This window comes from Nitrincola sp., from assembly GCF_048264025.1.
GTDB lineage: Bacteria > Pseudomonadota > Gammaproteobacteria > Pseudomonadales > Balneatricaceae > Nitrincola.
Window position 1 is genome coordinate 202,124 of the sequence record NZ_JBLXDN010000003.1, and the last position, 24,499, is coordinate 226,622.

Genomic DNA, 24,499 nt, shown 5'->3' on the forward strand with positions numbered 1-24,499 from the left:
CTAACTTAATCGTGATTTCAATCAAATTATTGTTTTTTAATAGTTTTGATCTTGGTGGCACGATTTTCGCTTTATATTATTCACAAGCTAAAGCCAATCTTTCGGGGTTGGTTGTTAATAACAGGTAAGAGTCAGTAACTGGACAACGGCGTCCACCTCTAATTCGCTTTACAGCGGGTTAGCAGAGGTGGACGCCGTTTTTTTTTGTTCTTTTCAGGAGACATCCATGAAGATTAATAATCCTTTAATCGCCGGACTTGCAGCTTCAGAGCAGCCCAAAAATCCAAATCGTCGTAAGTTTATCGGCGGTGTAGCGGCTGTTGCAGGTGCTGCAACACTGGGTGGGATCTTCCCACTGGGTATCAATAGTGCAAGCGCTGCCAGCCATGGAAAACCGGAAACCACTTCAGCCAAACTCGGTTTTATTGCGTTAACAGATGCGGCACCGCTGTTCGTGGCACTGGAAAAAGGTTTCTTTGCCAAGCACGGCATGCCCGATGTCGAGGTGCTTAAGCAGTCATCCTGGGGAACAACACGTGACAATCTGGTGTTGGGTTCACAGCGTAATGGTATCGATGGTGCGCATATATTAACGCCCATGCCGTATTTAATCGCTTCAGGGGCGATGACTGCAAATAACATTCCTACACCCATGTATATACTGGCGCGCCTGAATCTGGCGGGGCAGTGTATTTCCGTCGGAAGTGAATACAAGGATTTGCAGGTTGGGCTGGATACATCAAGCTTTAGTCAGGCGTTAGCCGCTAAGCGTGAAGCGGGTAATGCGATCAATGCTGCGATGACCTTTCCGGGTGGTACCCATGATATGTGGATGCGCTACTGGCTGGCAGCCGGAGGTATAGATCCGGATCAGAATATCTCCACTATTGTGGTGCCACCGGCACAGATGGTTGCCAATATGCGTGTCGGCAGTATGGATACTTTCTGTGTATGTGAGCCCTGGAACCAGCAATTGGTGAATCAAGGCATCGGCTATACCGCCAATACCACCGGTGAGATGTGGCATAACCATCCGGAAAAAGCCTTCGCCATGCGTGCAGATTATGTCGATGCTAATCCCAACGCTACCAAGGCCTTGCTGATGGCCGTGATGGAAGCGCAGATTTATTGCGAACAAGCTGAAAATCGCCGTGAAGTTGCAGAAATATGCTCTAAGCGTCGTTGGATACATGCTCCCTTTGATGACATCGTCGATCGCATGGAAGGTAATTTTGATTATGGCAACGGCAAGGTGATCGAGAACCATCCGGATCAGATGCGTTACTGGAAGGATCAGGCCTCTTATCCGTTCAAGAGTCATGATCTTTGGTTCCTGACTGAGAACAAGCGTTGGGGATACCTGCCTCAGGATTTAGATTCTCAAGCTCTTATTGACCAGGTCAACCGAGAAGATCTCTGGCGCGAAGCCGCTTTGGCACTGGGTGTTGATTCAGCTGATATTCCAGAAAGCACTTCACGTGGAATTGAAACCTTCTTCGATGGCAAGACTTTCAATCCTGATAACCCCCAGGCCTATCTTGACAGCCTGGATATCAAACGAACCTGAGCGCTTACCGGATAGACCTAAGCAGGAGAGAAAATTATGACTGTAAAAACCAATCGCGTATTGACGCTACCAGAGGGGATTGGCATGCCAGCCGTACTGGGTAAAAGTGCCCGTCAGTTGAAATCGGTGGGAGAGAGCCTTGTAACCAATGTACTGCCAGCACTGGTCGTAGGTGTCATATTAATCCTGATCTGGGAATGGTTGACCTCCTCACCGGGAGCCACGTTACCTTCACCCTCCCGCGTAGTTGATGAAACCTGGGAGTTGATTATCAACCCCTTTTACAACCATGGCGGTACCGATGTCGGCATGGGTTGGCAAATTCTAGCCAGCCTGGAGCGGGTGGCTTACGGCTATAGCCTGGCCGTTATCGCCGGGATCAGTCTGGGTGTGCTGGTAGGCCAGTCAACCTGGGCAATGCGCGGGCTGGATCCAATTTTTCAAATCCTGCGGACCGTGCCGCCCCTGGCCTGGTTGCCCATTTCACTGGCGGCCTTTCAGGACAGTAACCCGTCTGCCATCTTTGTGATTTTTATCACTGCTATCTGGCCGATCATCATCAACACCTCGGTGGGTATCCGCAATATTCCGGAAGACTACCGCAATGTGTCCCGGGTGCTGTCGCTGAATGGCTATGAGTACTTCGTCAAAATCATGCTGCCCGCCGCCGCACCTTACATCTTCACCGGTCTGAGAATTGGTATTGGTCTTTCCTGGTTGGCGATTGTAGCGGCTGAAATGTTGATTGGTGGTGTTGGTATCGGATTCTTCATCTGGGATGCCTGGAATGCGTCAATGATTAGCGACATCGTTCTGGCACTGGTTTATGTCGGTGTAGTGGGCTTTTTCCTGGATCGCCTGATTGGGTTTATTTCCAATCTGGTCACTCGTGGAACCGCTAAATAAACCGGTAATTTAATAAAGGGTGAATAACATGTCTAAGCATTATTTGTCGATTGAAGGTGTAAACAAAACCTTCGGAAAAGGTAACAAGGAAACCCGTGTCCTTAAAAATGTAAATCTCCACATTAATAAGGGAGAGTACATTTCCATTATTGGTCACTCGGGCTGTGGCAAGTCTACGGTGTTAAATATTGTTGCCGGTCTACTGTCATCAACCCAAGGCGCGGTGATTCTGGATGGTCGCGAGGTGAACTCCCCCGGCCCGGATCGCAGCGTGGTGTTCCAGAATCACTCACTGCTGCCCTGGTTGACCGTGTATGAAAATGTGGCGTTGGCGGTCAATAAAACCTTCAAAAAAACCAAAACAGCCGCTCAGCGGCATGACTGGATACTGAAAAGCCTGGAGATGGTGCATATGTCGCATGCCCTGCACCAGCGCCCGGATGAAATATCCGGCGGCATGAAACAGCGCGTGGGTATTGCCCGTGCCTTGGCAATGGAACCCAAGGTGCTGTTGCTGGATGAGCCCTTTGGTGCACTGGATGCGCTGACGCGTGCCCATCTGCAGGATGAGGTGATGAAAATTCAGAGCGAGATCAACAGCACCATCATCATGATTACCCATGATGTTGACGAAGCGGTGTTGCTGTCGGACCGCATCGTAATGATGACCAACGGACCTGAAGCCACCATAGGTGAAATTCTTGAGATAGATCTGCCCAAACCGCGTAACCGCATAGAAATGGCCGATGATCCAACCTACAACCGTTATCGCCGGGAAGTGCTGCGCTTCCTGCATGAAAAACAGCGCAAGGTAGAGGTGTTTTCATCATCCAGTCCAAAGGTGGAAAAAAGTGCACCTACCGGCGTGACTAAAAAAGTAGCAACGGCCTGATAGGCCCTTGCCCCGCGTGAGCAGACCAAACCAAACAGAGGTTTAACAATGAAAAAACAACTCTTAGTCATCGGTAATGGCATGGTCGGCCACCACTTTGCCGAACAGTTGATGTCATCGGATAAAGCCGATGAATTTCAGCTGCATATTTTTGCCGGTGAAAAACACCCGGCCTACGACCGTGTGCACCTGTCTGAATATTTTGAATCTCAGAGTGCGTCTCACCTGCACCTGGGTGAGGCTGATTTTTACAGCCGCGATGGCATTAACCTGCACCTGAATCAACCGGTATTGAGTATCGACCGGGAGGCGCGCACGGTCACGACAGCCACCGGTGAATTTAGCTACGATAAATTAGTGCTGGCAACTGGCTCTTATCCCTTTGTGCCACCGATCCCTGGTCGCGAACAGGATCACTGTCTGGTGTACCGTACCCTGGATGATCTGGATGCGATTCGTGAAAGTGCCAAGGGTGCGACCCGTGGCGTCGTAGTGGGCGGTGGCCTGCTGGGGCTTGAAGCGGCGAATGCACTGAAAAAACTGGGACTGGAAGCGCATGTCGTGGAGTTCGCACCACGACTTATGCCGGTGCAGCTGGACACAGACGCCGGGCAGTTGCTGCGCCGTAAGATTGAAGAGTTGGGGGTGCAGGTGCACACCGAAAAAGCGACGCGAGAGATAGTCGCTGGTGACCAACAGCGCCTACGTATGTGTTTCAGCGATGAAACCTGGCTGGAAACGGACCTTATCGTCTTTTCAGCAGGTATTCGACCGCAGGATAGCCTGGCCGCTCAGGCCGGTCTTACCCTGGGTGAGCGCGGCGGCATAGTGATCGATAACCAGTGTAAAACCAGTGATCCTGATATTTATGCCATCGGTGAATGTGCGCTGTGGCAGAAGCAGCTATTCGGCCTGGTAGCACCGGGCTACACCATGGCCAGAACGGCTGTATCAGACCTGACTGGAGACGGTAAAACCAGTTTTACCGGTGCGGATATGTCCACCAAGCTGAAGTTGCTGGGAGTGGACGTCGGCTCCATCGGCGATGCGCATGGCAGCACTCCTGGTGCGTTGAATTACCGTTACTCCGATGAGCTGGTCGGTGTTTATCGACGCCTGGTGGTCTCGCCAGATGGCAAGCATCTGATCGGCGCGATTCTGGTTGGTGACAATAGTTACTACGATACCCTGTTGCAGTATGCCTTGAATGGCATTGAACTGCCGGAGTATCCCGAATCCCTGATCTTGCCATCCACCGGTCAGGACATGCCAGGCCTGGGCGCTTCGGCCTTGCCTTATGAGGCGACCATCTGCTCTTGTCACAATGTTACCAAGGGTGATATCTGCGAAGCGATGAATGACGGTGCGGTGTCCATGGCCGATCTGAAAGCCAATACCAAAGCCGCAACCGGCTGTGGTGGTTGTGCTGCCATGGTCAGGACGGTGCTCGACAGTGAATTGGAAAAACGTGGGGTGCAGGTTGATAAGTCGATCTGCGAGCACTTTGGTTATACCCGTCAGGAGCTGTTCCATCTGGTCAAGGTTGAGGAGATCAAAACCTTTGCTGAACTGATTAGCCGTTATGGGCAGGGCGGGGGATGCGAGATTTGTAAACCGGCGGTGGCCTCGATTCTGGCCAGTATCTGGAATGATCATGTGCATGAGCCTGCCCATGTGGCACTGCAGGATACCAATGATACCTTCATGGCCAATATGCAAAAAAACGGCACCTACTCGGTTGTGCCGCGTATTCCCGGTGGCGAAATTACCCCCAGCATGCTGATCAGCATTGGTGAAGTGGGTAAAAAATACAATCTCTATACCAAAATCACCGGTGGCCAGCGTATCGACCTGTTCGGTGCCACGCTGGATGAGCTGCCATTAATCTGGGAAGAGCTGATTGCGGCAGGCTTCGAGACAGGCCATGCCTATGGCAAATCCCTGCGCACGGTTAAATCCTGTATTGGTGATACCTGGTGTCGTTATGGTGTGCAGGACAGCATGCGTATGGCGATACAGCTGGAAAATCGCTACAAGGGATTGCGCTCGCCGCATAAGGTAAAAATGGCCGTGTCCGGGTGTACACGTGAATGTGCGGAGGCGCAGAGCAAGGACATCGGTGTGATTGCCACCGAGAAGGGCTGGAATCTGTTCGTTTGCGGTAACGGGGGTATGAAACCCCGCCATGCCGATCTGTTTGCCACCGATCTGGATGATGAAACCCTGGTGAGCTATATCGACAGGGTACTGATGTTTTATGTCTACACCGCCGACCGTCTGCAACGTACTTCGGTATGGATGGAAAACCTGCAAGGGGGCCTGGACTATCTGCGTGAGGTGGTGATTGAAGACAGTCTTGGCTTAGGGGCCGAGCTGGAAGCGCGCATGCAACATGTGGTGGATAGCTATGAGTGTGAGTGGAAGAATGCTCTACAGGATCCGACCAAGCGCAAACGTTTCCGTAGTTATGTAAACGCCGGAGAGCCTCGTCGGGCGCGTATTGCGCTGATAGAAGAGCGTGGTCAGTTAATTCCGGCACGTGATGTAACTGAGGAGGAATGCGCATGAATTCTGCCATATTGACAGCATCAGAATGGATACCGGTATGCCAGCAGAGTGATCTGGTGGCGGGTGCAGGTGTCGCCGTGATCATCAAGGGACAGCCGGTAGCCATTTTCTGGTTACCAGGGCAGCAGCCGGAATGCTATGCACTGTCACATACCGACCCTTTTTCTGGCGCCGATGTTTTGGCGCATGGCTTGCTCTGTGAGAGTGAGGGGATTTGGTCGGTAGCCTCACCCATATACAAGCAGCATTTTCGACTGGATAATGGTGTGTGTCTGGAAGACTCGCAGGTCAGCATCAACTGCTGGGCTGTCAGGTTTCAGGGAGAGCAGGTGGAAATAGGTGACTTTGCAGCACTAGGCGGGCTCGAAACTTGATAGGTTCTGAAAGATAATTTAATTATAACAAAATTCATAATCAGTATTTTCAGTTATAATGGTTTCGGAGTAGACTACGCCTCAATTGCCTATTTAAAAGCCTGTGTCAATGCAGGTGTCAGGGGAAAAGAGTCGTCATGTATCAGTATAATAACGTCGATCAGCAAATCGTTGATGAACGTGTTGAGCAGTTCCGAGATCAGACCCGCCGCTATCTGGCCGGAGACTTGTCGGATGATGAGTTTCTGGCCTTGCGCTTGATGAATGGATTGTATATCCAGCGTCAGGCGCCGATGTTACGGGTGGCAATTCCTTATGGATTGATGTCCTCGGATCAGTTGCACAAGTTGGCGCATATTGCCCGTACCTATGATCGAGGCTACGGTCACTTTACTACGCGTACTAATATTCAGTTCAACTGGCCCAAGCTGGAAGAGGTGCCGGATATTCTCGCCGAGCTGGCGAAAGCGCAGATGCATGCCATTCAGACCTCCGGCAACTGCATCCGTAATACCACCACGGACCACTTTGCCGGTGTCAACGCCGATGAGTTGGAAGACCCACGTCCCTGGTGTGAAATTATTCGTCAGTGGTCGACACTGCACCCGGAATTTGCTTACCTGCCGCGCAAGTTCAAAATTGCTGTTACCGGCAGCAAAGAAGACCGTGCCGCCAGTCAGGTACATGATATTGGCTTGCATCTGGTCAGCAACACTGAGGGTGAAGTCGGCTTTGAAGTGCTGGTCGGTGGCGGTTTGGGCCGTACGCCGGTGATCGGTAAAGTCATTCGTGAGTTTTTGCCTAAAGCGGATCTACTGTCCTATCTGGATGCGATTTTGCGGGTGTATAACCTCAAAGGGCGTCGTGACAACAAGTACAAGGCCCGCATCAAAATTCTGGTCGAGTCCCTGGGTATCGATGCCTTCCGTGAGCTGGTTGAAGCCGAATGGCAGTATGCGCGCGATACAGAGCTGACGCTGACCCAGCAGGAAATCGACCGGGTGAAGTCGTTCTTCGTGCCACACCCTTATGAATCCCTGCCTGATCACAGTGAAGATCTGGAAGCCAAGCTGGCTGCCGATACGGATTTCCGTGTCTGGTACGAGCGCAATACCCGGGCGCACAAGGTATCCGGTTATCGCAGCGTAGTGGTGTCGTTAAAGCCGCTGCTGGGTGCACCCGGTGATATCACTGATCTGCAGATGGATGTGGTAGCCGACCTGGCTGAGCAGTACAGCTTTGCCGAAATACGCTCAACTCATGATCAGAACTTGGTTCTGGCCGAAGTGCGTAAAGCTGATCTTTATGCTGTGTGGCAAAAACTGGCTGAGCATAACCTGGCTCGTGCCAATATCAACACCCTGACTGACATGATTGTCTGCCCCGGGTTTGATTTCTGTGCGCTGGCCAATGCCAAAACGCTGAACATTGCTGATGCGATCAATACTGAGTTTGAAGATCTGGACTACCTTTACGACCTGGGCGATATTCAGTTGAATATGTCCGGCTGTATCAATGCCTGTGGTCATCACCATGTCGGTCATATAGGTATTTTGGGCGTGGATAAGAAGGGCGAAGACTGGTATCAGATCACCTTAGGTGGTTCGGGCCGCGAAGATGCGTCACTCGGTAAAGTACTGGGTAAAGCTGTCGCAGCCGATGAAGTGCCCGCGGTGTTACGTAAAATTCTGGAAACCTATGTAGAACAGCGTACCGATGAAGAGCGCTTTCTGGATACCGTGCGCCGTGTAGGCGTCGCCCCGTTTAAGGAGAAGGTTTATGCCGTTGCTCATTGATCGCCAGACAGCTGAAAATACCTGGACCTTCGTTAACCCGGAGCAGCCGGAAGACTTCCAGGCGGAATCTATTAAAGACCTGCTGGTACCGTTTGCCTTGCTACAGCAAGCAGCTGACACTAATCCGAATCGTCTGGGTGTTCAGATCAACGGTGAACAAGCCGCCGCTGATCTGCAGCCCTGGCTGGCGCAGTTGTCTCTGATCGCCATCGAGTTCCCCATGTTCCGTGATGGTCGTGGCTATAGTCTGGCGCGCCAGATACGTCGTCTCGGCTATACCGGTGAATTGCGTGCTGTCGGCGATATCGGCCGAGATCAGCTAGGCTATCTGGAACGTTGTGGCTTTAATGCTTTTGCCCTGGCCGATGAAAAATATAAACCGGAGATGCTCAGTGCCTTTACTGAAATCTCCGTGCGTTATCAGGGTGCGGCTGATGATCCGCGTCCGATCTACCGTCAATCTTGAAGGGTATAGACCATGTCAGATGTATTAACATCCCAGTTGCAGGATAAAATTGCCCAGGCGGTGAGCCTGTTGCAGCAAGCCGAAAGCCAATATCAGGGCAATCTGGTGCTGGCGAACAGCCTGGGGGCTGAAGATATGGTGCTGGCGGATCTGCTGGCGCAGCACCTGCCGGGTATCGGCCAATTTGTGCTGGATACCGGACGCTTGCCAGAAGAAACCCTGACGCTATTGGCAAAATTCTCTGAGCGTTATCCGCAGCTGAAAGTGGATGTCTATTACCCGGATGCTACCGCTGTAGAAGGTTTTGTGCGTGATCATGGGATTAATGCCTTTTATGAATCCCAGGCGTTACGCAAAGCCTGTTGTGGTGTACGTAAGCTGGAACCACTCAAGCGCGCCTTGGCCGGTCGTGCTGCCTGGATTACCGGCTTGCGCCGGGAACAGTCAGTCACGCGTGATGCCGTTGAGCTTTCTGAGTGGGATGCCGCTAACGGTTTGCAGAAGCTTAATCCGCTGGCTGACTGGACTCAGGCCGAGATCTGGGCCTATATCAAGCACTTTGATGTGCCCTATAATGCCTTGCATGATCAGCACTACCCCAGCATAGGCTGTGCCCCCTGTACACGTTCTATTACGATGGGTGAGGATGTGCGCGCTGGACGCTGGTGGTGGGAGAATCCTGAAAACCGTGAATGCGGACTGCATGCGGCCGCCAGCTCCAGTATTCCTTTACGCACTTCGAGATAAAATCCATGCAATATTTGCCGCTGTTTTTTGACCTCAAGGGTCGGGATGTGTTGCTCGTGGGCGGCGGCGATATTGCCCTGCGTAAAGCCAGGCTGTTGAGCCGTGCCGGTGCGCAGCTCAGTGTTGTAGCCCTGGACATTCTACCTGAACTGCATGAGCTGCTGGATCAACATCAGGGTCTTGCCATTACCGGCCCTTACCATGCGCCCTTGTTGGCAGGAAAAACCCTGGTGCTGGCCGCAACCGATGATGAGGCGCTGAATGAGCGTGTGCATCACGATGCCATCGCTGCCAATGTGCCGGTGAATGTGGTGGATAATCCGGCGCTCTGCACCTTTATTTTTCCTGCTATTGTTGATCGTTCTCCTATCGTTATCGGTATCAGCTCCGGTGGCCAATCGCCGGTATTGGCGCGTATTCTGCGCTCCAAACTGGAAAGTCAGATTCCGATCAGTTTCAGTCGCCTGGGGCAGTTGGTTGGTCGGTTGCGTGATCAGGTCAAGGCGCGCTTTGGTTCGGTGAATGAGCGTCGGGTGTTCTGGGAAAAGGTGCTGAATGGTCAGGTCGCCGAGCGGGTATTTGCCGGTCGGGATGCCGAGGCTGAGGCGCTGCTGCTGGAGCAGATAGCCGCTGGGAATGCCGATAGCCACACGGGTGAAGTTTACCTGGTCGGAGCGGGGCCGGGTGATCCAGAATTGCTGACCTTCAAAGCCTTGCGGCTGATGCAGCAGGCCGATGTGGTGCTGTATGACCGCTTGGTCTCGGATGAGGTGCTGGAGCTGTGTCGTCGTGATGCCGATCTGATCTATGTGGGTAAAAAACGCGATAATCACGCGGTACCGCAGCAGGATATCAACCAGTTGTTGATTGACCATGCCCGTGCTGGACGGCGCGTGGTGCGACTAAAAGGCGGGGACCCGTTTATTTTTGGTCGTGGTGGCGAAGAACTGGAGCAGTTAAAAGCCGCCGGCATTCCGTTTCAGGTGGTGCCGGGAATTACCGCGGCCAGTGCTTGCTCTACCTATGGCGGTATTCCGCTGACCCATCGCAATTACGCGCAGTCGGTGAAGTTTGTTACCGGGCAGCTAAAAAACCGTACCTCCGATCTGAATTTTGCCGAGTTAGTCCAACCCAATCAGACTATCGTGTTTTACATGGGGCTGCACACCTTAGAGCTGTTGGTGCAGGGATTGATGGAGCAGGGGAAGCCAGCTGATACCTTGATAGCCATCGTGTCGCAAGGTACGTCGGCGCAACAACGGGTACTCACCGGACAGTTGCAGACTATCGTTGCTCAGCAGGCAGAGGCGCAGCTGGAAGCGCCGGCGATTATTATTGTGGGAGAGGTAGTGGCGTTGCAGTCTCAACTCAGTTGGTTCGGTGCATCAGCCGAAACTGAATGACGCTTGAGTCAGCGCCAGATTCTGGCATCATAGCGCTATGAATCCTTGGTTTGTTTATATACTCCGCTGCGCTGATAACTCCCTGTACACAGGTATCACTACCGATACCAGTCGTCGTGTGCTGGAGCATAATCAGTGCAATCGACTGGGGGCTCGCTATACACGCGCCCGCCGTCCAGTGGCGCTGGTCTGGCAGGAGTCTCACCCGAATCGTAGCAGCGCACTAAAGCGCGAAGCGGCAGTAAAAAAACTGCCGCGTCCGGCCAAAGAGCGCTTGCTGGAGCATAGAGAACAAGCCCTTAGCGAGTAAACAGCATCCGTTGACCACTGACACCCGGTTCTTGAATTTGTCCATCCTGATACACCACCCGTCCATTCACCAGCGTCGTATCTATGCTGCTTCTGAATTGATAATGCTCAAACGGTGACCAGCCACATTTGTACAAGATGTTGTTGCGGGTCACTGTGAAGGGTTTATGCAGGTCGATCAGTACCAAGTCGGCAAAGTGGCCTTCACGCAGATAGCCACGATCAGCGATTTTGTAGCGCTCAGCGACATTGTGGCTGGTTTTCTGCACTATGCGTTCGAGGGTGAAAATACCGTTATGGTAATGCTCCAGCAAGCTGGGCAGGGCATGTTGTACCAACGGCAGGCCAGCGGGCGCGGTGAAGTAAGTATCGGCCTGTTTTTCTTCCCAGGTGTGCGGGGCATGGTCGGTGGCGATAATATCTATCACATCTTCATTCACGGCACGCAGCAACGCTTCCCGGTCAGCCAGGGATTTGATTGCCGGGTTGCATTTGATCTGGTTACCCAGTGTCAGGTAATCATCACTGCTAAAGAACAGGTGATGGACACAGGCCTCCAGGGTAATTTGCTTGCCAGCGATGGGACCAGCTGTAAACAGCTGCAGCTCATCCGCTGTGGTCAGGTGCAGAACATGTAGCTGGGTACCGAATTTTTTTGCCAGCTCTACCGCCAGGGTAGATGACTTCAGGCAGGCCTCACGTGAACGTATGTCCGGATGATAGATGACCGGGATGTTATCGCCGTACTCAGCGCGGTAGCGGGCTTCATTCGCCAGAATGGTTGGAGAGTCTTCACAGTGAGTAACAACAATAGCAGGGGCTTCGCGGAAAATACCCTCCAGTGCGTGGATATCATCCACCAGCATATTACCGGTAGATGCACCCATAAACACTTTTACACCGCAGGCTTGATTCTTGTCCAGACGCTTGATTTCTTCCAGGTTGTCGTTAGATGAACCCATGTAAAAAGAATAGTTTGCGATAGATTTTTCATCTGCTATAGCAAATTTTGCTTCCAGCGCTTCCAGTGTCAGCGTGGGTGGTTTGACGTTTGGCATTTCCATGTAGCTAGTGATGCCACCGGCAACAGCGGCGCGTGACTCGGTGAAAATATCACCCTTATAAGTAACCCCCGGCTCCCTGAAATGCACTTGGTCATCAATCATTCCCGGCAACACATACTTACCACCGGCATCCAGTATTTCACACCGCTCTGGAGGCGGAATGAAATCGGCAATTTTCTCGATTCGTTCGCCGGAAATCAGAATGTCGGCATCACTGATTCGACCTTCGTTGACGATTTTGGCGTTTTTAATCAATAGATGGGTCATGCTGGTGTCTCAGTTAGCTGGTTTTGTTTCAATTATAAACCGAATGCGCTTTATTCGCAGCGCATCAATGACTACAATAGTGAACAATAGCTTCGCATCTCTGGCAGAATAAAGGAACCGAAATGCTGTCTCTATCCATGAGAAAACTAGCAATCACTACTGGCATCGCAATAACACTCTCGGCGACCGCCGTGCAGGCGCAACAGGAAAATGATCCATGGGAAGGTTTTAACCGCACCATGTTTACATTCAATGATGGTCTGGATAGAGCAATCATCAAACCGGTAACCCAGGGTTATCGTTATGTAACACCAGAGATTGCACAAACCGGCGTAAACAACTTCTTTGAAAACCTCAGAGACGTTCGAACCTTGTTTAACAATTTGCTGCAGGGCAAGGTGCATAATGCGCTGGAGGACTTCGCTCGCATCACCTATAACACTACCTTTGGTCTGGGAGGGGTGATTGACGTAGCGACGCCGTTGGGCATGGCCAAGAATGACGAAGACTTCGGTCAAACACTGGGCTACTGGGGCGTGTCATCAGGTCCTTATGTTGTACTGCCTTTGTTTGGACCCAGTACTGTTCGTGATACTGCCGGTATGGTACCTGATTGGTATCTAGACCCTGTGGTCTATGTTGATGATCGTGGTACTCGTAATTCACTACAGGCATTGCGCTTACTGGATACTCGTTCACAGTTACTGGACGCCGAACGTATCATTAGTGGTGACCGTTATTCCTTTATCCGAGATGCCTACCTGCAGCGTCGTGAATACTTGATTAACGACGGTGTGATGGATGTTCGTTACGATGAGTCGGACTTCTAAAACCCCTTGCCTCCAGTGTTGTTAAACAGGTCGGCTCATGAATCAAATCAACAACAGGTTTAGTGATTTATGAGCCGAATTTTTCAGCATGTGCTATTGGTTTCTGCATGCACAGAAACGGTAGATAGGCTGTTTGAACTCTGCGAACTCTGTGATCAACCTAACATCAAGATCTCGTTAGCGCGAAACCTTGATGTGGCGGCTGAATCACTCGACCACGTTGAGTTCTCTCTCACCCTGGTTGATCTTTCCATTGTTGATCTCGATACCTTGCGGCGTATTGCGGCGCGCTTGAATCCGAAACCTGTGGTGGCGATAACACCAACAGACAGTTCGGAAATCCTGCGTCAATCGTTGCGCGCAGGCGCTGATGATGTGTTTTTGCGTTCTGAACTTGACGATAACCCAGAGGCCTTTGTGGCATCGATGGAACGTCACATCCGTCGAGCGGCCTTTATTGAAGACACCTCGCGCCTTAGAGAGTCGCTGGAGCGTAGTCTTGATGAGCTGCGAGCTGATCATCATGCGGCCCAGCATGTACAGCAAAACCTGCTGCCACCACAAGAGCAGGTAATCAATAATCTGCGTTTTGAATATACGCTGACACCTTCGCTGTTACTCAGTGGCGATTTTGTTGATGCGATTAAAATAAATGACGATCAAGTGATGTTCTATCTGGCTGATGTTTCAGGCCATGGGGCATCGTCAGCACTGGTTACTGTGCTGCTTAAAAATCTGACCAGTCGTTTGGCGCGTAACTATCATCGTAACTCCAGCTTTGACATTCTCTCACCATCAGCTACGCTTAGCCGCATTAATCAGGAAATTCTTCTGACGCGTATGGGCAAGCACATGACAATGTTCATCGGGCTGGTCAATACGCGCACTTCCGTGTTGACCTATGCCGTGGGTGGCCACCATCCTATGCCCGTGTTAAGTGCCAGTGGAACGGCATCGTTCCTGGAAGGGCGTGGTATGCCAGTGGGATTATTTGAAAAGCCTGTTTTTGAACAGCGTGAAATTGAGCTGCCAGCACATTTCACCCTAACGTTATTTTCAGATGGAATCCTGGAAACAATCGCTGAACCTTCTCTGGCGGACAAGGAAGCCTTGCTGCTGAGAAAATTACAAAATGGCTATGTTTCGTCAGCACAACTCACTACAGAATTTGAGTTTGGTGCCGAAACACACCCTGATGACGTAGCCATTATGACGGTATCCAGAGCCTGACCATATTATGAGTGACGGTGAAATTTTTTATGCCTGTCAGGATGGGCATTATGTGCTTAAGTTTGTTGGAGAGGTACGGTTAACACTTTGCTCTACCATTGATAAACACTTAGAGCAGTGCCTGTCCAATATCACGATCAAAGACACCTTGATCGATCTGACAGAGACAACGAATATCGACAGTACCTCGCTAGGCCTGGTGGCCAAGCTTGCGGTGAAGTGCAGCGAACGGGATATGCCCAAACCAACGCTGGTTTCAACCAACCCGGATATCACCCAGATACTTTTGGCGATGGGTTTTGATCAGGTGTTTCTGCTGCTTGATTTTCTGCCCACCAGCGTAAAAGATCTGAAGCAGGTTCCGTTTGTGCTGGAGTCGGAAGATGATGTGCGTATGCGCATTATTCATGCCCACAGGGTCTTAATCGACTTGAATGAAGGCAACCGCAGTGCTTTCAAGGATCTGGTTGAGACCCTCGAAAGCTGTTCCTGACGACCTTTTCTGCCAGTAGGCTTTAACAAGCCCGACCTGATTTAACTTAAAGCTTACTGAGCAGGGTTTCCAGCTTCACCTGATCCGCAGCGAAGTTACGAATACCTTCAGCCAGCTTCTCTGTGGCCATGGCGTCTTCATTCATCTGCCAGCGGAAAGCGGCTTCATCGACGGCGGCTTGCTGATCATCTGACTGCGGGTTATCAGCACTGAGTCGGCGCTCCAGCGTATCCTGAGAATCAGACAGCTCCTGCATCAGTGCCGGGCTGATAGTCAGGCGGTCACAACCGGCCAATGAGCGTATCTCACCGATATTACGGAAACTGGCACCCATTACCACCGTGTCATAGCCGTGCGTCTTGTAGTAGCGGTAGATGCGGCTGACCGAGGCAACGCCAGGGTCCTGCTCACCACTGAAATCCTGATCCGGGAAACGTGCCTTGTGCCAGTCCAGAATGCGTCCGACGAAGGGGGAGATTAAAAATGCCCCTGCATCAGCACAGGCCTTGGCCTGACTAAAGCCGAACAACAGTGTCAGGTTGCACTGAATCCCTTCTTTTTCCAGTGTTTTGGCTGCCTGAATACCTTCCCAGGTTGAGGCAATTTTGATCAGTACACGTTCACGACCTACGCCGAACTTAGCATACATTTCGATCAATTGGCGGGCTTTGGCCAGGGTTGCCTGGGTATCAAAGGACAGGCGTGCATCCACTTCGGTGGAAATGCGCCCTGGAATCATCTGACTGATCTCGCTGCCCAGTAACACGGCCAGTTGATCAGTCATATTTTGCAGCAGCTCTGCATTACTGCCACCGAGTGCTTCGGCTTGCTGTTTGGCTGTTTGTAACAGGTGTGCATACTTGGTGTCCTGCGCGGCTTTCAGCATCAAAGATGGATTGGTGGTGGCATCTACCGGCTTAAAGCGTGCAATGGCATCGATATCACCGGTATCGGCTACCACACTAGTCATCTGTTTCAGTTGTTCGAGCTGGTCCATTATCAATTCCTTATCCTGTTACAAATTCAAGTGCTTGTATAAAAACTTCGGGTCCTGCCGCTTGCTTGTGGCCATTTTCGCTGATATGGCGGCGAAATTGTTTCCCGCCGCGCTGACCATGGAATAAACCCAGCAGGTGCTTGGTAATGGCATAGAGCGGGGCACCCAGCGCTACCTGTGCTTCAATATAGGGAATAAAGGCTTCCGCTATGGCCTGCCGGGATGCTACCGGGTGGTGATCATCAAATAACAGGGCATCCACCTGGCTCAGCAGCGGGTAGGGGTTCTGGTAGGCCTCCCGACCGATCATAACACCATCCACATGCTGCAAGTGCGTAATGCAGGCATCCATAGATGTTATACCGCCATTGATGATAATTTCCAAGTCCGGAAACACTTGTTTAACTTCATAAACCCGATCGTAGCACAGCGGCGGTATTTCGCGGTTCTGTTTAGGGTTCAAACCTTGCAGAATGGCCTTGCGAGCATGAACGATAAAAGTGCTGCAGCCACTCTGGCGCACCTGATCGATAAAACCCAACAGGTATTCCTGACTATCCAGCTCATCAATCCCCAGGCGATGCTTGATGGTTACCGGAATGTTCACTGCATCCTGCATCTTCGCCAGACAGTCCGCCACCCGCTGAGGGTGCTCCATCAGGCAGGCACCTATCATATTGTTCTGCACCCGATCACTGGGGCAGCCGACATTCAGGTTGACCTCATCATAGCCATGATCTTCCGCCATACGTGCACAGAGCGCCAACTCCTCCGGATTGCTGCCACCCAACTGCAGGGCAACAGGGTGCTCATCGGCGGTATAACGCAAAAAACGCTCCCGATGCCCATGAATCAGCGCGCCAGTGGTTACCATCTCGGTGTAGAGCAGGGCATTGTGCGTCAGCAAGCGGTGAAAAGAGCGGCAGTGGGAATCAGTCCAATCCATCATCGGGGCCACTGAAAAACGCCGAGCCTTTGAAACCCGCGTGTTGTCTGGTGTTGAGGTTGATTTTACTGAAATATTACTGGTGTGATTTTCGTTCATGTTTACGCGAGTCAGTGTCTTTATAAAAGCAGCCTAGCCTGCTGGGAGACACAGTATACAGTGACAAGGGGTGTTTACGAAAACCGGATATTCAAATAGAGGGTGAATGGCATATACTACCAACCATCACATTTATATCAGGGAAGATTAAAGCATGTTATCGAGACAAATTGTATTTCTGACTGCACTACTGGTATCGACTGACGCGCTATCTCAGGTCTATCGGTGTACTGGCGATAGCGGCCAAAAAGTATTTTCAAATTTGCCTTGTGGTCCCGATGCTCATCAAATACCAGCATTGGATCTTACGCCTACCAGTGGCGGCACACTGGGTGTGCAACCGGGTCAAAGATCTTTAAGTCATAGTAATGCTGGAAGTTCAGGTCGACCACTCGATAAACAGTTGATAACAACACGCTATCAGGATCTCAGAAGCATTGTTAATCGATTAGTGGGCAGTGATCAACCGGCACTGCGAGATCGTCTTAGAAACGAGATACAGCGTAATGAAGCACGCGCCTTGCGCGCTGAAGTACTGCATCCTGACTGGAATGTGATTAATGGACGCTATGATGAAAGATTAGAACAGATACAGCGTCAGCATCTAGGCGACAATATCAATATGGCCAGGGCGTGGATCAGGCTGGAAGCTGAGCGAGATGCGGCCTTGTTTTTGTTAGCCGCCCCGTGAGGGGGCAGAATTCTGTGCAAGCTAAATGGCCGCTAAGTTTTAATCGCCTATAGACTAAAACCGACTCCACTCAATCTTCTGAATCACACCATTAAAAATCGTGATCGTATAATTCAGATCATTATGATGGTCTATTAATATGCGTTCAACAACCGCTCTGCCAGTTCAAGCGCATCGACAGGCCAATAAATTTCAGGTCTGGGTTGATGTACGCCAGGTTTTCCAGGAGCAGGGCGGCAATTCAGTACACATTTGATCCACCGTTCTGGAATGGCATCAACCCCATAGACAGCACCGAGCAGAGCACCGCAAATAGCCGCATTTGTATCCGTATCGCCACCTCGCATCACTGTATCAACAATAGCTTCTTCCAGACTCTCGGCGTGTAGCAATTGCCACAAGGCATTCTGAAAGGCAAGTAGCACCCATCCTTGCTGATTCAGATAGTCTGCTGGAGGCATGACTGCGGCAACTTCAATAGCCACCATTAGTTCAGGATCAACATCGAGTATCTGTGCCCAATTTTGGATTTTTGTATAAACCGTTTCTGGGGTTAAGTCCTGTTCAATGCATCTCGCAATGGCCAGTGTATATAAAGCATTAGCCTGCTGGCAGATGAGATGTGGGTGGGTAAGTGCAGCATCCTGGCTGGCCCATTCTATAATCTGGGAGTCAGTTGCACGAGACGCAAAAATACCCAGCGGACTGATGCGCATTAATGCGCCATTGGCCTGACTGTCTGTATTTGGCACGCCTTTAAGTCCATCAGCAATTGTCATGCCGCTATCGAACGGATGCGAGTCAATCCAGTCCAGGTAGGCTTTATAAGCCAGGTGTTTATCATAGCTGTTGTATTGAACCAGCAATCTGGCAAGGGCAAGTGCCATTTCGGAGTCATCGGTAGGCTGACCTGCCAGGGTGTTCCATGTACCACCGTTATCCAGTTGGCGTAGACCTTCAGGGTAACGTTGGGCGATCATTTCAGCATCCTGAAACTCAACCAGACTGCCTAGTGAGTCACCACAGAGTTGGCCCATTAAGCAGCCTTGAGCACGCTTTAATCCCATCTGGTTGATTCCCAATAACTAAGTTTTAATTCAGCCGATGCTTCTGATAGATGGCTGCAACTTCATCCAGCTCGTGTTGATGTGTTTGCAGCCATGCCTGCATTTCTGCCGGAAAGTCAGATAGCGGTCCCCACTCTATTCCATAGCCGGCAGGCATGAATAATGGAGCAAGCAGGGCGCATGCAGCGAGGTCAGCGCGTGAGAAGGTATCCCCAGCCAGGTAGTTACCACAGCGATAGACACTGCAGATCTCCTGTAACAGTTCCTCAATAATCAACCGGGATTTGTCCGCGTTGGCTGCATTAATGCGTATCTTTTTACGCATGACTTTGGCTATTTTGGGGAACAGTGCGCGGAACAACCAGCGAGAATAAAAAGGCAGTCCGGTGGTTAGCCAGGGAACAAGGATGTCGGGCCGATCCAGCAGGTAATGATAAGCAAACACACGCGTCGCCGGACCCAATTCAGCATCAAGGCGCTGCTCCCAAGCTATGGCACTTTGAGCCTGCTCCGGTGTGACGGGAGTCAATGCCGGTTGTGGCTGTAACGCTTCCAGATAATCAGTTATGGCCGCCGAGCCCTGAACCACTTGATCGCCATGGGTCAGCAGGGGAACGGAGGAGGAGCTGGATAGTTTACGGATCACGCGGATATGAAAGCCCGGCATAAGTTTTCGGGTTTGGTAGGGCAAGTCCTTGAAGTCCAGCGTCCAACGCACTTTTTCACAAAAGTGTGAAATGGGGAACTGGTAAAGAGTGAGTTTAGTCATTCAAACATCAACTTTGTTGCGCAGTGATTTAGTTTTACCACGCTGGGTTTTGTTATCCATGCGTCGTCGTTGCGAACCCCTGGTCGGTCTTGTGGCTCGGCGTATCTTTACGGGTTTGATCGCCTGTTGGATCAACTCTTTCAGCCGTTGCAGGGCATCGTCCTTGTTCATTTCCAGGGTACGAAAGCGCTGTGCCTTGATCACGATTACGCCATCCTGATTGATCCGTTGATCAGAATAGTTCAGCAAACGTTCCTTATAAAAGGGGAGTAGAGAGGAGCGCTGAATATCAAAGCGCAAATGCACGGCAGATGCCACCTTGTTCACGTTCTGCCCACCGGCACCTTGGGCACGAATCGCCTGGAACTCGATCTCCCAGTCAGCCAGATGAACGTTGTCTGTAATTTCGAGCAAAAGCGCCTCTTGGTTAAGTTGTTATCTGCCTCTTACTCAAGTGAAAAGGCTGAAGAGTAAGTGTAACTCAAATTACAAGCCTCTTCGAAACAATAGAGATTGGCCCCTGGAGAAACTGCACAGCTGTGGAAATTGAATGAAAATAGACAGGGATATTAATAAATAATGAAAATTATTTGATTTTAAATACTATGTCTACTAGATATAACTCATATGAAGGTATTGGTGTTGCAATAACCCCAATATCATTTTGTATTCCTGAGTCACAACTCGAGTGCCCCTTGATTGAGACATAGTTTCTGGTTATCTAGCAGGAGAAGTATATGAGAATTAAAATCCTTAATTATTTGCTACTATTCGTGGCAATTTTATTCACGCCATGGGTTGCTACGGCCGCTAATGAATCCACGGCAAAGTACACCCCCGATGCAACCTTTACCTTACGAACGGCAATTGCTGATGGCCGCTTGGTCTATATCGGGCAGGGTGGTGATATTGATGGCAAGGTCAACCCCACGCTGAATGTTAAATTGGGTGCGATGGTGCAGATCAATATGATCAATGGCGACGGTGCCCTGCATGATATCGTTGCGCCGGATTTCAATAATGCCAAATCAGATCAGGTAGCAGGGCAGGGAGCAAGTACAGTCCTGGCATTTCGTGCTGACAAAGAAGGTGAATTCGCTTACTGGTGCTCGGTACCCGGCCATCGACCTGCCGGTATGGAAGGGATGATCGTTGTCGGAGAAGGGACAACAACGACCGATATAGATGCCGACGATATGACCCTTTCACCCATGGATCTACCTGGTCCAATCGGAGATCGTGAGCCTACAACCCTGGAGTACACGCTGGAAACGGTGGAAAAAGTTGGCAAGCTTGATAATGGCAGCAGCTATAAATTCTGGACATTCGACGGCACTGTGCCAGGGCCTTTTCTGCGTGTACGTGAAGGTGATACCGTCACGATCAACCTGAAAAACCCCGAAAGCTCCACGATGATCCACTCGGTAGATTTTCACGCCGTAACCGGACCTGGTGGTGGTGCTGCTGTAACTCAGGCGGCTCCGGGTCAGACCGAGAGCTTTACTTTCAAAGCCTTGCAGCCGGGGCTCTATGTCTACCACTGCGCAACCCCTATGGTAGCGCACCATATCACCAACGGTATGTACGGGATGATTCTGGTCGAACCCGAGGGTGGCCTTGATCCAGTAGACAGGGAATTCTATGTTATGCAGGGTGAGCTATATACAACAGAGGATTTTGGTACCAGAGGTGAGCTGTCCTTCTCACTCGATAAACTGCTTGATGAGGATTTCGAGTACATGATTTTTAATGGCTCTGTAAACTCGCTCAAAAGCATTCATAACATGACGGCACAGGTAGGGGAAACGGTACGGATTTTCTTCGGTGTCGGCGGGCCGAATGCGACCTCATCCTTCCATGTGATTGGTGAGATCTTTGATCGTGTCTATCACGAAGGTGCGCTGACCGATCCACCACTTCACAATGTGCAGACTACATCAGTGGCACCCGGTGGTTCCACCATGGTTGAGTTCCAGGTTGACTACCCGGGACGCTATATTCTGGTCGACCATGCCCTGTCACGGGCTGAACGCGGCTTGGCAGGTTTCCTGACTGTCGAAGGCGAGGCCGATAGCAGTGTCTTTGATGCGCACGGCAAGGATATCGGCAACCACTGATTTTTCAGGGCCAGTAACTGCAAGCCCCCTGGTCTTCGGATCAGGGGGCTTTTTTTCAGACCAACAGGGTCCAGTACCCTGTTGCTCCAATGGATTTGGCTAATACCCGTTTTCTACCTTTAGCTTTTTGATCCGGCTGAATTCCCGGGTATTGCGATGCATTACATCCGACTCATGTCACTGACATAACTTATATCGAGACCTGTACTTATCGCCATCCGATACACACGCACCCGCCGACCATGGAACTCATGAATGGAGTAATCCTTAAATCCGGCTTTCTCGGATACCCTGATAGACGCCAGATGCTCAGGTTCGATGATGGTAACCACCGAGTCACAGTGTTTTTGGTCAAAAACATATTCTATAACAGCCTGAACCGCTTCTGTCGCCAGCCCCTGGTTCCAAAATCTACGTCCTAATCGATAGCCCAGGTTGACCTCCTCAACGCCACCGACCTGTTCAGGGCTGACACCACAGAAGCCAACCAGATCACCCGAGCTTTTCTCCAGCAATGCCCAGGGGCCTATTCTGTGAGATGAGTAGCAGGCCATACACCAATCAATAAACTCGCCAGTGGCTTTTTCATCGCAAACCCCGCGCACTGAATAGCGCATCACCTCGGGATCGCTCAAAATCTCAGTGAGGGCGGGAAGGTCCTGGTGGCCGAGTTGTCTTGCGATTAATCGCTTTGTTTCAAAAATCTGCACTGGGTCATCCTCTTGGTGCATATCTAACCCAACAGGATTGTGGCAGCGGTCCAGTACCCTGTTGCTCCAATGGATTTATCTAATACCAGTTTTCCACCTGTAGCTTTTTGATTCGGTTGAATTCCCGGGTATTGCGGGTGACCAGGGTGGCATTCTGTGCCAGTGCAGTGCCAGCGATCAGTAAGTCATAGGGGCCTATAGGGGTGCCCTGTTTTTCCAGGCTGACCCGGATGCGGGCGGCGGCTTCGGCTTCGGCGCTGCCAAAGGGAAGCAGTTGGGTTACTGTGGTCAATGCCTTGAGTTGTTCCCGGCGCTTCTGGGCGGAGGTGGATTTGGCAATGCCCACTTCCAGCTCGTAAAGCACGATGCTGGGTATCCCGATATCGCCGGGGGCGTGGCTCAGCAGTATGTCGCCTACGTTGCCCAGTCCCTTAAAAAAATAGATCAGAGTGTTGGTGTCCAGCACCCACATTACAGGTTCTCCCGCTCGATATCGGTGTGTGCTTCGCCCCGGATAACTTCAAGCTCAGGAAAATCGCCCCAACTGCCAGCGGCTTCACGCACGGCGGGCGGCCATTCGTTGACTAGTCTCTCGCGGATGACGGTGGCAATCCATTTACTTTTGGACAATTTGTGGGCCTTGGCGTTGGCCACCATCTTCGCCTCAAGCTCGTCTTCCAAATAGATAGTCACTTGTCCCATTGCGGTTGGCCTCTTTGATAAAATATATGTGGAAGTATATGTGTTTAGGGGGGTGGCATTCAAGTATCGCTATGTATTAAATCCGACTTTCTCGAATACCCTGATGGACGCCCGATGCTCAGGCGCGATGATGGCAACCACCGCGCACTGAATAGCGCATCACCTCGGGATCACTCAAAATTTCAGTGAGAGCGGGAAGGTCCTGTGGTGGCCGAGGTGTCTTGCGATTAATCGCTTCGTTTCAAAAATGTGCACTGGGTCCTCTTGGTGCATAAATTTTTATGCTCATCAAATATCATTCGCTTGTATTTATGTCATATGCGACATATATTGTAGTACATGAGCCCAAAGGACAAGCCATTAGTTTGGCTACATGGAATTGATGTTTGTAAGTCCAGATTCAGGATGTATGACGATGCAAAAAAATAAACGAAAGAAACTGGAAGCCGCCGGTTGGAAAGTCGGTAGTGTTAATGAGTTTCTGGATTTGACCCCTGAAGAGTCTGCTTACATTGAAATGAAGCTGGCGCTGAGCCATACACTTCGACAGCGTAGACAGCACAATAATCTGAGCCAGATAGAGTTAGCAAAAATGGTTCATTCCAGCCAGTCACGCATCGCCAAAATGGAGGCCGGAGATCCAAGTGTCTCCATAGACCTGATCATGAAATCACTCCTGGCCCTTGGAGCCTCTCCCAAAGATGTAGCTAAAGCAATATCTTCGGGTCCGCTCCATGCTGCATAACTGGCATGCACCCTGAACAAGTCTTGATTTTCTGCCTCCAGCTTAGTTAGTCGATGGCAAAGGTATTAATATACAACGCCTCAACCTTGTCTCTGGCCCACTGCGTTCGGCGCAAAAACTTCAGCGACGACTTAATGGACGGATCATTGTGAAAGCAGTTGATATTGATCTGCGCATATAAAGCATCCCAACCGTAGTGCTCGACCAGGCGTGTGAGTATTTTTTCCAGACTCAAACCATGTAAAGGATTATTGGGTTGTTCTTGGTTCATTGGGAGTTCCTGCCGGTGCAAGGGAGCGCGATCCGCTTAAACATGCAATGGTAAGCTGATTTACTCTTGCGTGCATCCCTTTGCCAACTCCGGTCTCAAAATCGATTCATCGAGCTTAGTGGAGCTATGTTCCACTCGCAAAAGGCAGGGCAGGGGAGCTACATCGTTAGACTGATTTGCTTTGATACTCATTGAGCCTTCTCCCCAGCCTAGCCAGATTGACTAAGCTGGAAGGCGACCAAACCAAAAAGGAGAAGACCCAATGAACTTTTACAATAACACTCATCGTCATTATTGTGGAGTCGATTTGCATGCTCGTAGCTTGTATGTCTGTATCCTCAATCAGCAGGGTGAAACCTTGTTGCACAAGGAAATTCCTGCCAGTCCTGATGCTCTGCATCGCCTGATCCAACCCTATCTGGATGACCTGATCGTGGGTGTCGAATGCATGCATTGCTGGTACTGGGTAGCTG

The 24,499-nt window shown here is 50.8% G+C and carries 26 protein-coding genes and 1 pseudogene; 17 read left to right on the forward strand and 10 right to left on the reverse strand.

Annotated elements, in window-relative coordinates; all coding sequences use genetic code 11:
* Window positions 1-226: 226 nt before the first annotated feature.
* From ACN0R1_RS04410 to ACN0R1_RS04455, 10 genes are all read left to right on the forward strand, one after another.
* Window positions 227-1,567, forward strand: a complete 1,341-nt coding sequence (locus ACN0R1_RS04410) for a CmpA/NrtA family ABC transporter substrate-binding protein (RefSeq protein WP_417580321.1) — start codon at window positions 227-229, stop codon at window positions 1,565-1,567.
* A 36-nt stretch (window positions 1,568-1,603) separates the two neighbouring features.
* On the forward strand, window positions 1,604-2,473 hold the full coding sequence (ntrB, locus tag ACN0R1_RS04415) for a nitrate ABC transporter permease (RefSeq protein ID WP_417580323.1): 870 nt from the start codon (window positions 1,604-1,606) through the stop codon (window positions 2,471-2,473).
* Window positions 2,474-2,501: 28 nt separating this feature from the next.
* Window positions 2,502-3,365 (forward strand): ABC transporter ATP-binding protein, encoded by an 864-nt coding sequence (locus tag ACN0R1_RS04420; RefSeq protein ID WP_417580325.1) that lies wholly within the window; start codon window positions 2,502-2,504, stop codon window positions 3,363-3,365.
* Window positions 3,366-3,413: 48 nt separating this feature from the next.
* Window positions 3,414-5,933 carry a nitrite reductase large subunit NirB gene (gene nirB / locus ACN0R1_RS04425; protein WP_417580327.1) on the forward strand — a complete coding sequence of 840 codons (2,520 nt, stop codon included), beginning with the start codon at window positions 3,414-3,416 and terminating at the stop codon, window positions 5,931-5,933.
* Window positions 5,930-6,307, forward strand: a complete 378-nt coding sequence (gene nirD / locus ACN0R1_RS04430; protein ID WP_417580329.1) for a nitrite reductase small subunit NirD — start codon at window positions 5,930-5,932, stop codon at window positions 6,305-6,307. The genes nirB and nirD overlap by 4 nt, the downstream gene beginning before the upstream one ends.
* Window positions 6,308-6,444: 137 nt before the next feature.
* Entirely contained in the window at window positions 6,445-8,103 is a 1,659-nt protein-coding gene (locus tag ACN0R1_RS04435) for a nitrite/sulfite reductase (RefSeq protein ID WP_417580331.1), read from the forward strand.
* A complete protein-coding gene (locus ACN0R1_RS04440; RefSeq protein ID WP_417580333.1) occupies window positions 8,087-8,569 on the forward strand; it encodes a DUF934 domain-containing protein in 483 nt (160 codons plus the stop codon). The genes ACN0R1_RS04435 and ACN0R1_RS04440 overlap by 17 nt, the downstream gene beginning before the upstream one ends.
* A 12-nt stretch (window positions 8,570-8,581) precedes the next feature.
* Entirely contained in the window at window positions 8,582-9,316 is a 735-nt protein-coding gene (locus tag ACN0R1_RS04445) for a phosphoadenylyl-sulfate reductase (protein ID WP_417580335.1), read from the forward strand.
* A 5-nt stretch (window positions 9,317-9,321) separates the two neighbouring features.
* Window positions 9,322-10,719, forward strand: a complete 1,398-nt coding sequence (cysG, locus tag ACN0R1_RS04450) for a siroheme synthase CysG (RefSeq protein ID WP_417580337.1) — start codon at window positions 9,322-9,324, stop codon at window positions 10,717-10,719.
* Between the two features lie 37 nt (window positions 10,720-10,756).
* Window positions 10,757-11,029: a GIY-YIG nuclease family protein gene (locus ACN0R1_RS04455; protein WP_417580339.1), complete on the forward strand. Its 273-nt coding sequence runs from the start codon at window positions 10,757-10,759 to the stop codon at window positions 11,027-11,029.
* Here ACN0R1_RS04455 and ACN0R1_RS04460 read toward each other — a convergent pair.
* Window positions 11,019-12,359: a dihydroorotase gene (locus ACN0R1_RS04460; protein WP_417580341.1), complete on the reverse strand. Its 1,341-nt coding sequence runs from the start codon at window positions 12,357-12,359 to the stop codon at window positions 11,019-11,021. The two genes, ACN0R1_RS04455 and ACN0R1_RS04460, sit on opposite strands and share 11 nt — an antisense overlap.
* Before the next feature lie 122 nt (window positions 12,360-12,481).
* On the opposite strand from ACN0R1_RS04460, the gene ACN0R1_RS04465 reads away from it, so the two are divergent.
* From ACN0R1_RS04465 to ACN0R1_RS04475, 3 genes are all read left to right on the forward strand, one after another.
* On the forward strand, window positions 12,482-13,189 hold the full coding sequence (locus ACN0R1_RS04465) for a VacJ family lipoprotein (RefSeq protein WP_417580343.1): 708 nt from the start codon (window positions 12,482-12,484) through the stop codon (window positions 13,187-13,189).
* A gap of 69 nt (window positions 13,190-13,258) precedes the next feature.
* Complete coding sequence (locus tag ACN0R1_RS04470) at window positions 13,259-14,419, forward strand: PP2C family protein-serine/threonine phosphatase (protein WP_417580345.1); 1,161 nt, start codon at window positions 13,259-13,261, stop codon at window positions 14,417-14,419.
* 7 nt (window positions 14,420-14,426) lie between these two features.
* Window positions 14,427-14,912: an STAS domain-containing protein gene (locus ACN0R1_RS04475; protein WP_417580347.1), complete on the forward strand. Its 486-nt coding sequence runs from the start codon at window positions 14,427-14,429 to the stop codon at window positions 14,910-14,912.
* Window positions 14,913-14,958: 46 nt separating this feature from the next.
* Here the strand turns inward: ACN0R1_RS04475 and tal are convergent, their stop codons facing one another.
* Both tal and dusA read right to left on the reverse strand, forming a co-directional pair.
* Window positions 14,959-15,909, reverse strand: a complete 951-nt coding sequence (gene tal, locus ACN0R1_RS04480; RefSeq protein ID WP_417580349.1) for a transaldolase — start codon at window positions 15,907-15,909, stop codon at window positions 14,959-14,961.
* Between the two features lie 10 nt (window positions 15,910-15,919).
* The gene (dusA, locus tag ACN0R1_RS04485; protein ID WP_417580351.1) at window positions 15,920-16,954 is read right to left on the reverse strand and encodes a tRNA dihydrouridine(20/20a) synthase DusA; all 1,035 of its coding nucleotides are present in this window, start codon (window positions 16,952-16,954) and stop codon (window positions 15,920-15,922) included.
* Window positions 16,955-17,108: 154 nt separating this feature from the next.
* Here dusA and ACN0R1_RS04490 point away from each other — a divergent pair, with 154 nt between their 5' ends.
* Window positions 17,109-17,645, forward strand: a complete 537-nt coding sequence (locus ACN0R1_RS04490; RefSeq protein WP_417580353.1) for a DUF4124 domain-containing protein — start codon at window positions 17,109-17,111, stop codon at window positions 17,643-17,645.
* Window positions 17,646-17,779: 134 nt separating this feature from the next.
* Here ACN0R1_RS04490 and ACN0R1_RS04495 read toward each other — a convergent pair whose 3' ends face one another.
* The 3 genes from ACN0R1_RS04495 to arfB are packed head-to-tail and all read right to left on the reverse strand — an operon-like array spanning window position 17,780 to window position 19,895.
* A complete protein-coding gene (locus tag ACN0R1_RS04495) occupies window positions 17,780-18,712 on the reverse strand; it encodes an ADP-ribosylglycohydrolase family protein (protein ID WP_417580355.1) in 933 nt (310 codons plus the stop codon).
* Window positions 18,713-18,737: 25 nt separating this feature from the next.
* Window positions 18,738-19,481, reverse strand: a complete 744-nt coding sequence (locus ACN0R1_RS04500; RefSeq protein ID WP_417580357.1) for a glutathione S-transferase family protein — start codon at window positions 19,479-19,481, stop codon at window positions 18,738-18,740.
* Entirely contained in the window at window positions 19,482-19,895 is a 414-nt protein-coding gene (arfB, locus tag ACN0R1_RS04505) for an alternative ribosome rescue aminoacyl-tRNA hydrolase ArfB (RefSeq protein WP_417580359.1), read from the reverse strand.
* Window positions 19,896-20,218: 323 nt separating this feature from the next.
* On the opposite strand from arfB, the gene nirK reads away from it, so the two are divergent.
* The gene (nirK, locus tag ACN0R1_RS04510) at window positions 20,219-21,598 is read left to right on the forward strand and encodes a copper-containing nitrite reductase (RefSeq protein ID WP_417580361.1); all 1,380 of its coding nucleotides are present in this window, start codon (window positions 20,219-20,221) and stop codon (window positions 21,596-21,598) included.
* Window positions 21,599-21,759: 161 nt separating this feature from the next.
* Here the strand turns inward: nirK and ACN0R1_RS04515 are convergent, their stop codons facing one another.
* The 3 genes from ACN0R1_RS04515 to ACN0R1_RS04525 form a co-directional block, all read right to left on the reverse strand.
* Entirely contained in the window at window positions 21,760-22,308 is a 549-nt protein-coding gene (locus tag ACN0R1_RS04515) for a GNAT family N-acetyltransferase (RefSeq protein ID WP_417580363.1), read from the reverse strand.
* A gap of 79 nt (window positions 22,309-22,387) precedes the next feature.
* The gene (locus ACN0R1_RS04520) at window positions 22,388-22,780 is read right to left on the reverse strand and encodes a type II toxin-antitoxin system VapC family toxin (RefSeq protein ID WP_417580365.1); all 393 of its coding nucleotides are present in this window, start codon (window positions 22,778-22,780) and stop codon (window positions 22,388-22,390) included.
* The gene (locus ACN0R1_RS04525; protein ID WP_417580367.1) at window positions 22,780-23,010 is read right to left on the reverse strand and encodes a CopG family transcriptional regulator; all 231 of its coding nucleotides are present in this window, start codon (window positions 23,008-23,010) and stop codon (window positions 22,780-22,782) included. The genes ACN0R1_RS04520 and ACN0R1_RS04525 overlap by 1 nt, the downstream gene beginning before the upstream one ends.
* A gap of 415 nt (window positions 23,011-23,425) precedes the next feature.
* Here ACN0R1_RS04525 and ACN0R1_RS04530 point away from each other — a divergent pair, with 415 nt between their 5' ends.
* Complete coding sequence (locus tag ACN0R1_RS04530) at window positions 23,426-23,755, forward strand: helix-turn-helix transcriptional regulator (protein WP_417580369.1); 330 nt, start codon at window positions 23,426-23,428, stop codon at window positions 23,753-23,755.
* Window positions 23,756-23,801: 46 nt separating this feature from the next.
* Here ACN0R1_RS04530 and ACN0R1_RS04535 read toward each other — a convergent pair whose 3' ends face one another.
* Window positions 23,802-24,026 carry a VF530 family DNA-binding protein gene (locus tag ACN0R1_RS04535; protein ID WP_417580371.1) on the reverse strand — a complete coding sequence of 75 codons (225 nt, stop codon included), beginning with the start codon at window positions 24,024-24,026 and terminating at the stop codon, window positions 23,802-23,804.
* Between the two features lie 262 nt (window positions 24,027-24,288).
* Between ACN0R1_RS04535 and ACN0R1_RS04540 the strand changes: the two are divergent.
* Window positions 24,289-24,499: pseudogene (locus tag ACN0R1_RS04540) on the forward strand (IS110 family transposase); the annotation flags it as partial.

Bases quoted from the DNA above. Each gene is read 5' to 3' on its own strand.
- ACN0R1_RS04410 (WP_417580321.1), top strand. From the start codon at position 227: ATGAAGATTAATAATCCTTTAATCGCCGGACTTGCAGCTTCAGAGCAG.
- ntrB (WP_417580323.1), top strand. From the start codon at position 1,604: ATGACTGTAAAAACCAATCGCGTATTGACGCTACCAGAGGGGATTGGC.
- ACN0R1_RS04420 (WP_417580325.1), top strand. From the start codon at position 2,502: ATGTCTAAGCATTATTTGTCGATTGAAGGTGTAAACAAAACCTTCGGA.
- nirB (WP_417580327.1), top strand. From the start codon at position 3,414: ATGAAAAAACAACTCTTAGTCATCGGTAATGGCATGGTCGGCCACCAC.
- nirD (WP_417580329.1), top strand. From the start codon at position 5,930: ATGAATTCTGCCATATTGACAGCATCAGAATGGATACCGGTATGCCAG.
- ACN0R1_RS04435 (WP_417580331.1), top strand. From the start codon at position 6,445: ATGTATCAGTATAATAACGTCGATCAGCAAATCGTTGATGAACGTGTT.
- ACN0R1_RS04440 (WP_417580333.1), top strand. From the start codon at position 8,087: ATGCCGTTGCTCATTGATCGCCAGACAGCTGAAAATACCTGGACCTTC.
- ACN0R1_RS04445 (WP_417580335.1), top strand. From the start codon at position 8,582: ATGTCAGATGTATTAACATCCCAGTTGCAGGATAAAATTGCCCAGGCG.
- cysG (WP_417580337.1), top strand. From the start codon at position 9,322: ATGCAATATTTGCCGCTGTTTTTTGACCTCAAGGGTCGGGATGTGTTG.
- ACN0R1_RS04455 (WP_417580339.1), top strand. From the start codon at position 10,757: ATGAATCCTTGGTTTGTTTATATACTCCGCTGCGCTGATAACTCCCTG.
- ACN0R1_RS04460 (WP_417580341.1), bottom strand. From the start codon at position 12,359: ATGACCCATCTATTGATTAAAAACGCCAAAATCGTCAACGAAGGTCGA.
- ACN0R1_RS04465 (WP_417580343.1), top strand. From the start codon at position 12,482: ATGCTGTCTCTATCCATGAGAAAACTAGCAATCACTACTGGCATCGCA.
- ACN0R1_RS04470 (WP_417580345.1), top strand. From the start codon at position 13,259: ATGAGCCGAATTTTTCAGCATGTGCTATTGGTTTCTGCATGCACAGAA.
- ACN0R1_RS04475 (WP_417580347.1), top strand. From the start codon at position 14,427: ATGAGTGACGGTGAAATTTTTTATGCCTGTCAGGATGGGCATTATGTG.
- tal (WP_417580349.1), bottom strand. From the start codon at position 15,909: ATGGACCAGCTCGAACAACTGAAACAGATGACTAGTGTGGTAGCCGAT.
- dusA (WP_417580351.1), bottom strand. From the start codon at position 16,954: ATGAACGAAAATCACACCAGTAATATTTCAGTAAAATCAACCTCAACA.
- ACN0R1_RS04490 (WP_417580353.1), top strand. From the start codon at position 17,109: ATGTTATCGAGACAAATTGTATTTCTGACTGCACTACTGGTATCGACT.
- ACN0R1_RS04495 (WP_417580355.1), bottom strand. From the start codon at position 18,712: ATGGGATTAAAGCGTGCTCAAGGCTGCTTAATGGGCCAACTCTGTGGT.
- ACN0R1_RS04500 (WP_417580357.1), bottom strand. From the start codon at position 19,481: ATGACTAAACTCACTCTTTACCAGTTCCCCATTTCACACTTTTGTGAA.
- nirK (WP_417580361.1), top strand. From the start codon at position 20,219: ATGAGAATTAAAATCCTTAATTATTTGCTACTATTCGTGGCAATTTTA.
- ACN0R1_RS04520 (WP_417580365.1), bottom strand. From the start codon at position 22,780: ATGTGGGTGCTGGACACCAACACTCTGATCTATTTTTTTAAGGGACTG.
- ACN0R1_RS04525 (WP_417580367.1), bottom strand. From the start codon at position 23,010: ATGGGACAAGTGACTATCTATTTGGAAGACGAGCTTGAGGCGAAGATG.
- ACN0R1_RS04530 (WP_417580369.1), top strand. From the start codon at position 23,426: ATGCAAAAAAATAAACGAAAGAAACTGGAAGCCGCCGGTTGGAAAGTC.
- ACN0R1_RS04535 (WP_417580371.1), bottom strand. From the start codon at position 24,026: ATGAACCAAGAACAACCCAATAATCCTTTACATGGTTTGAGTCTGGAA.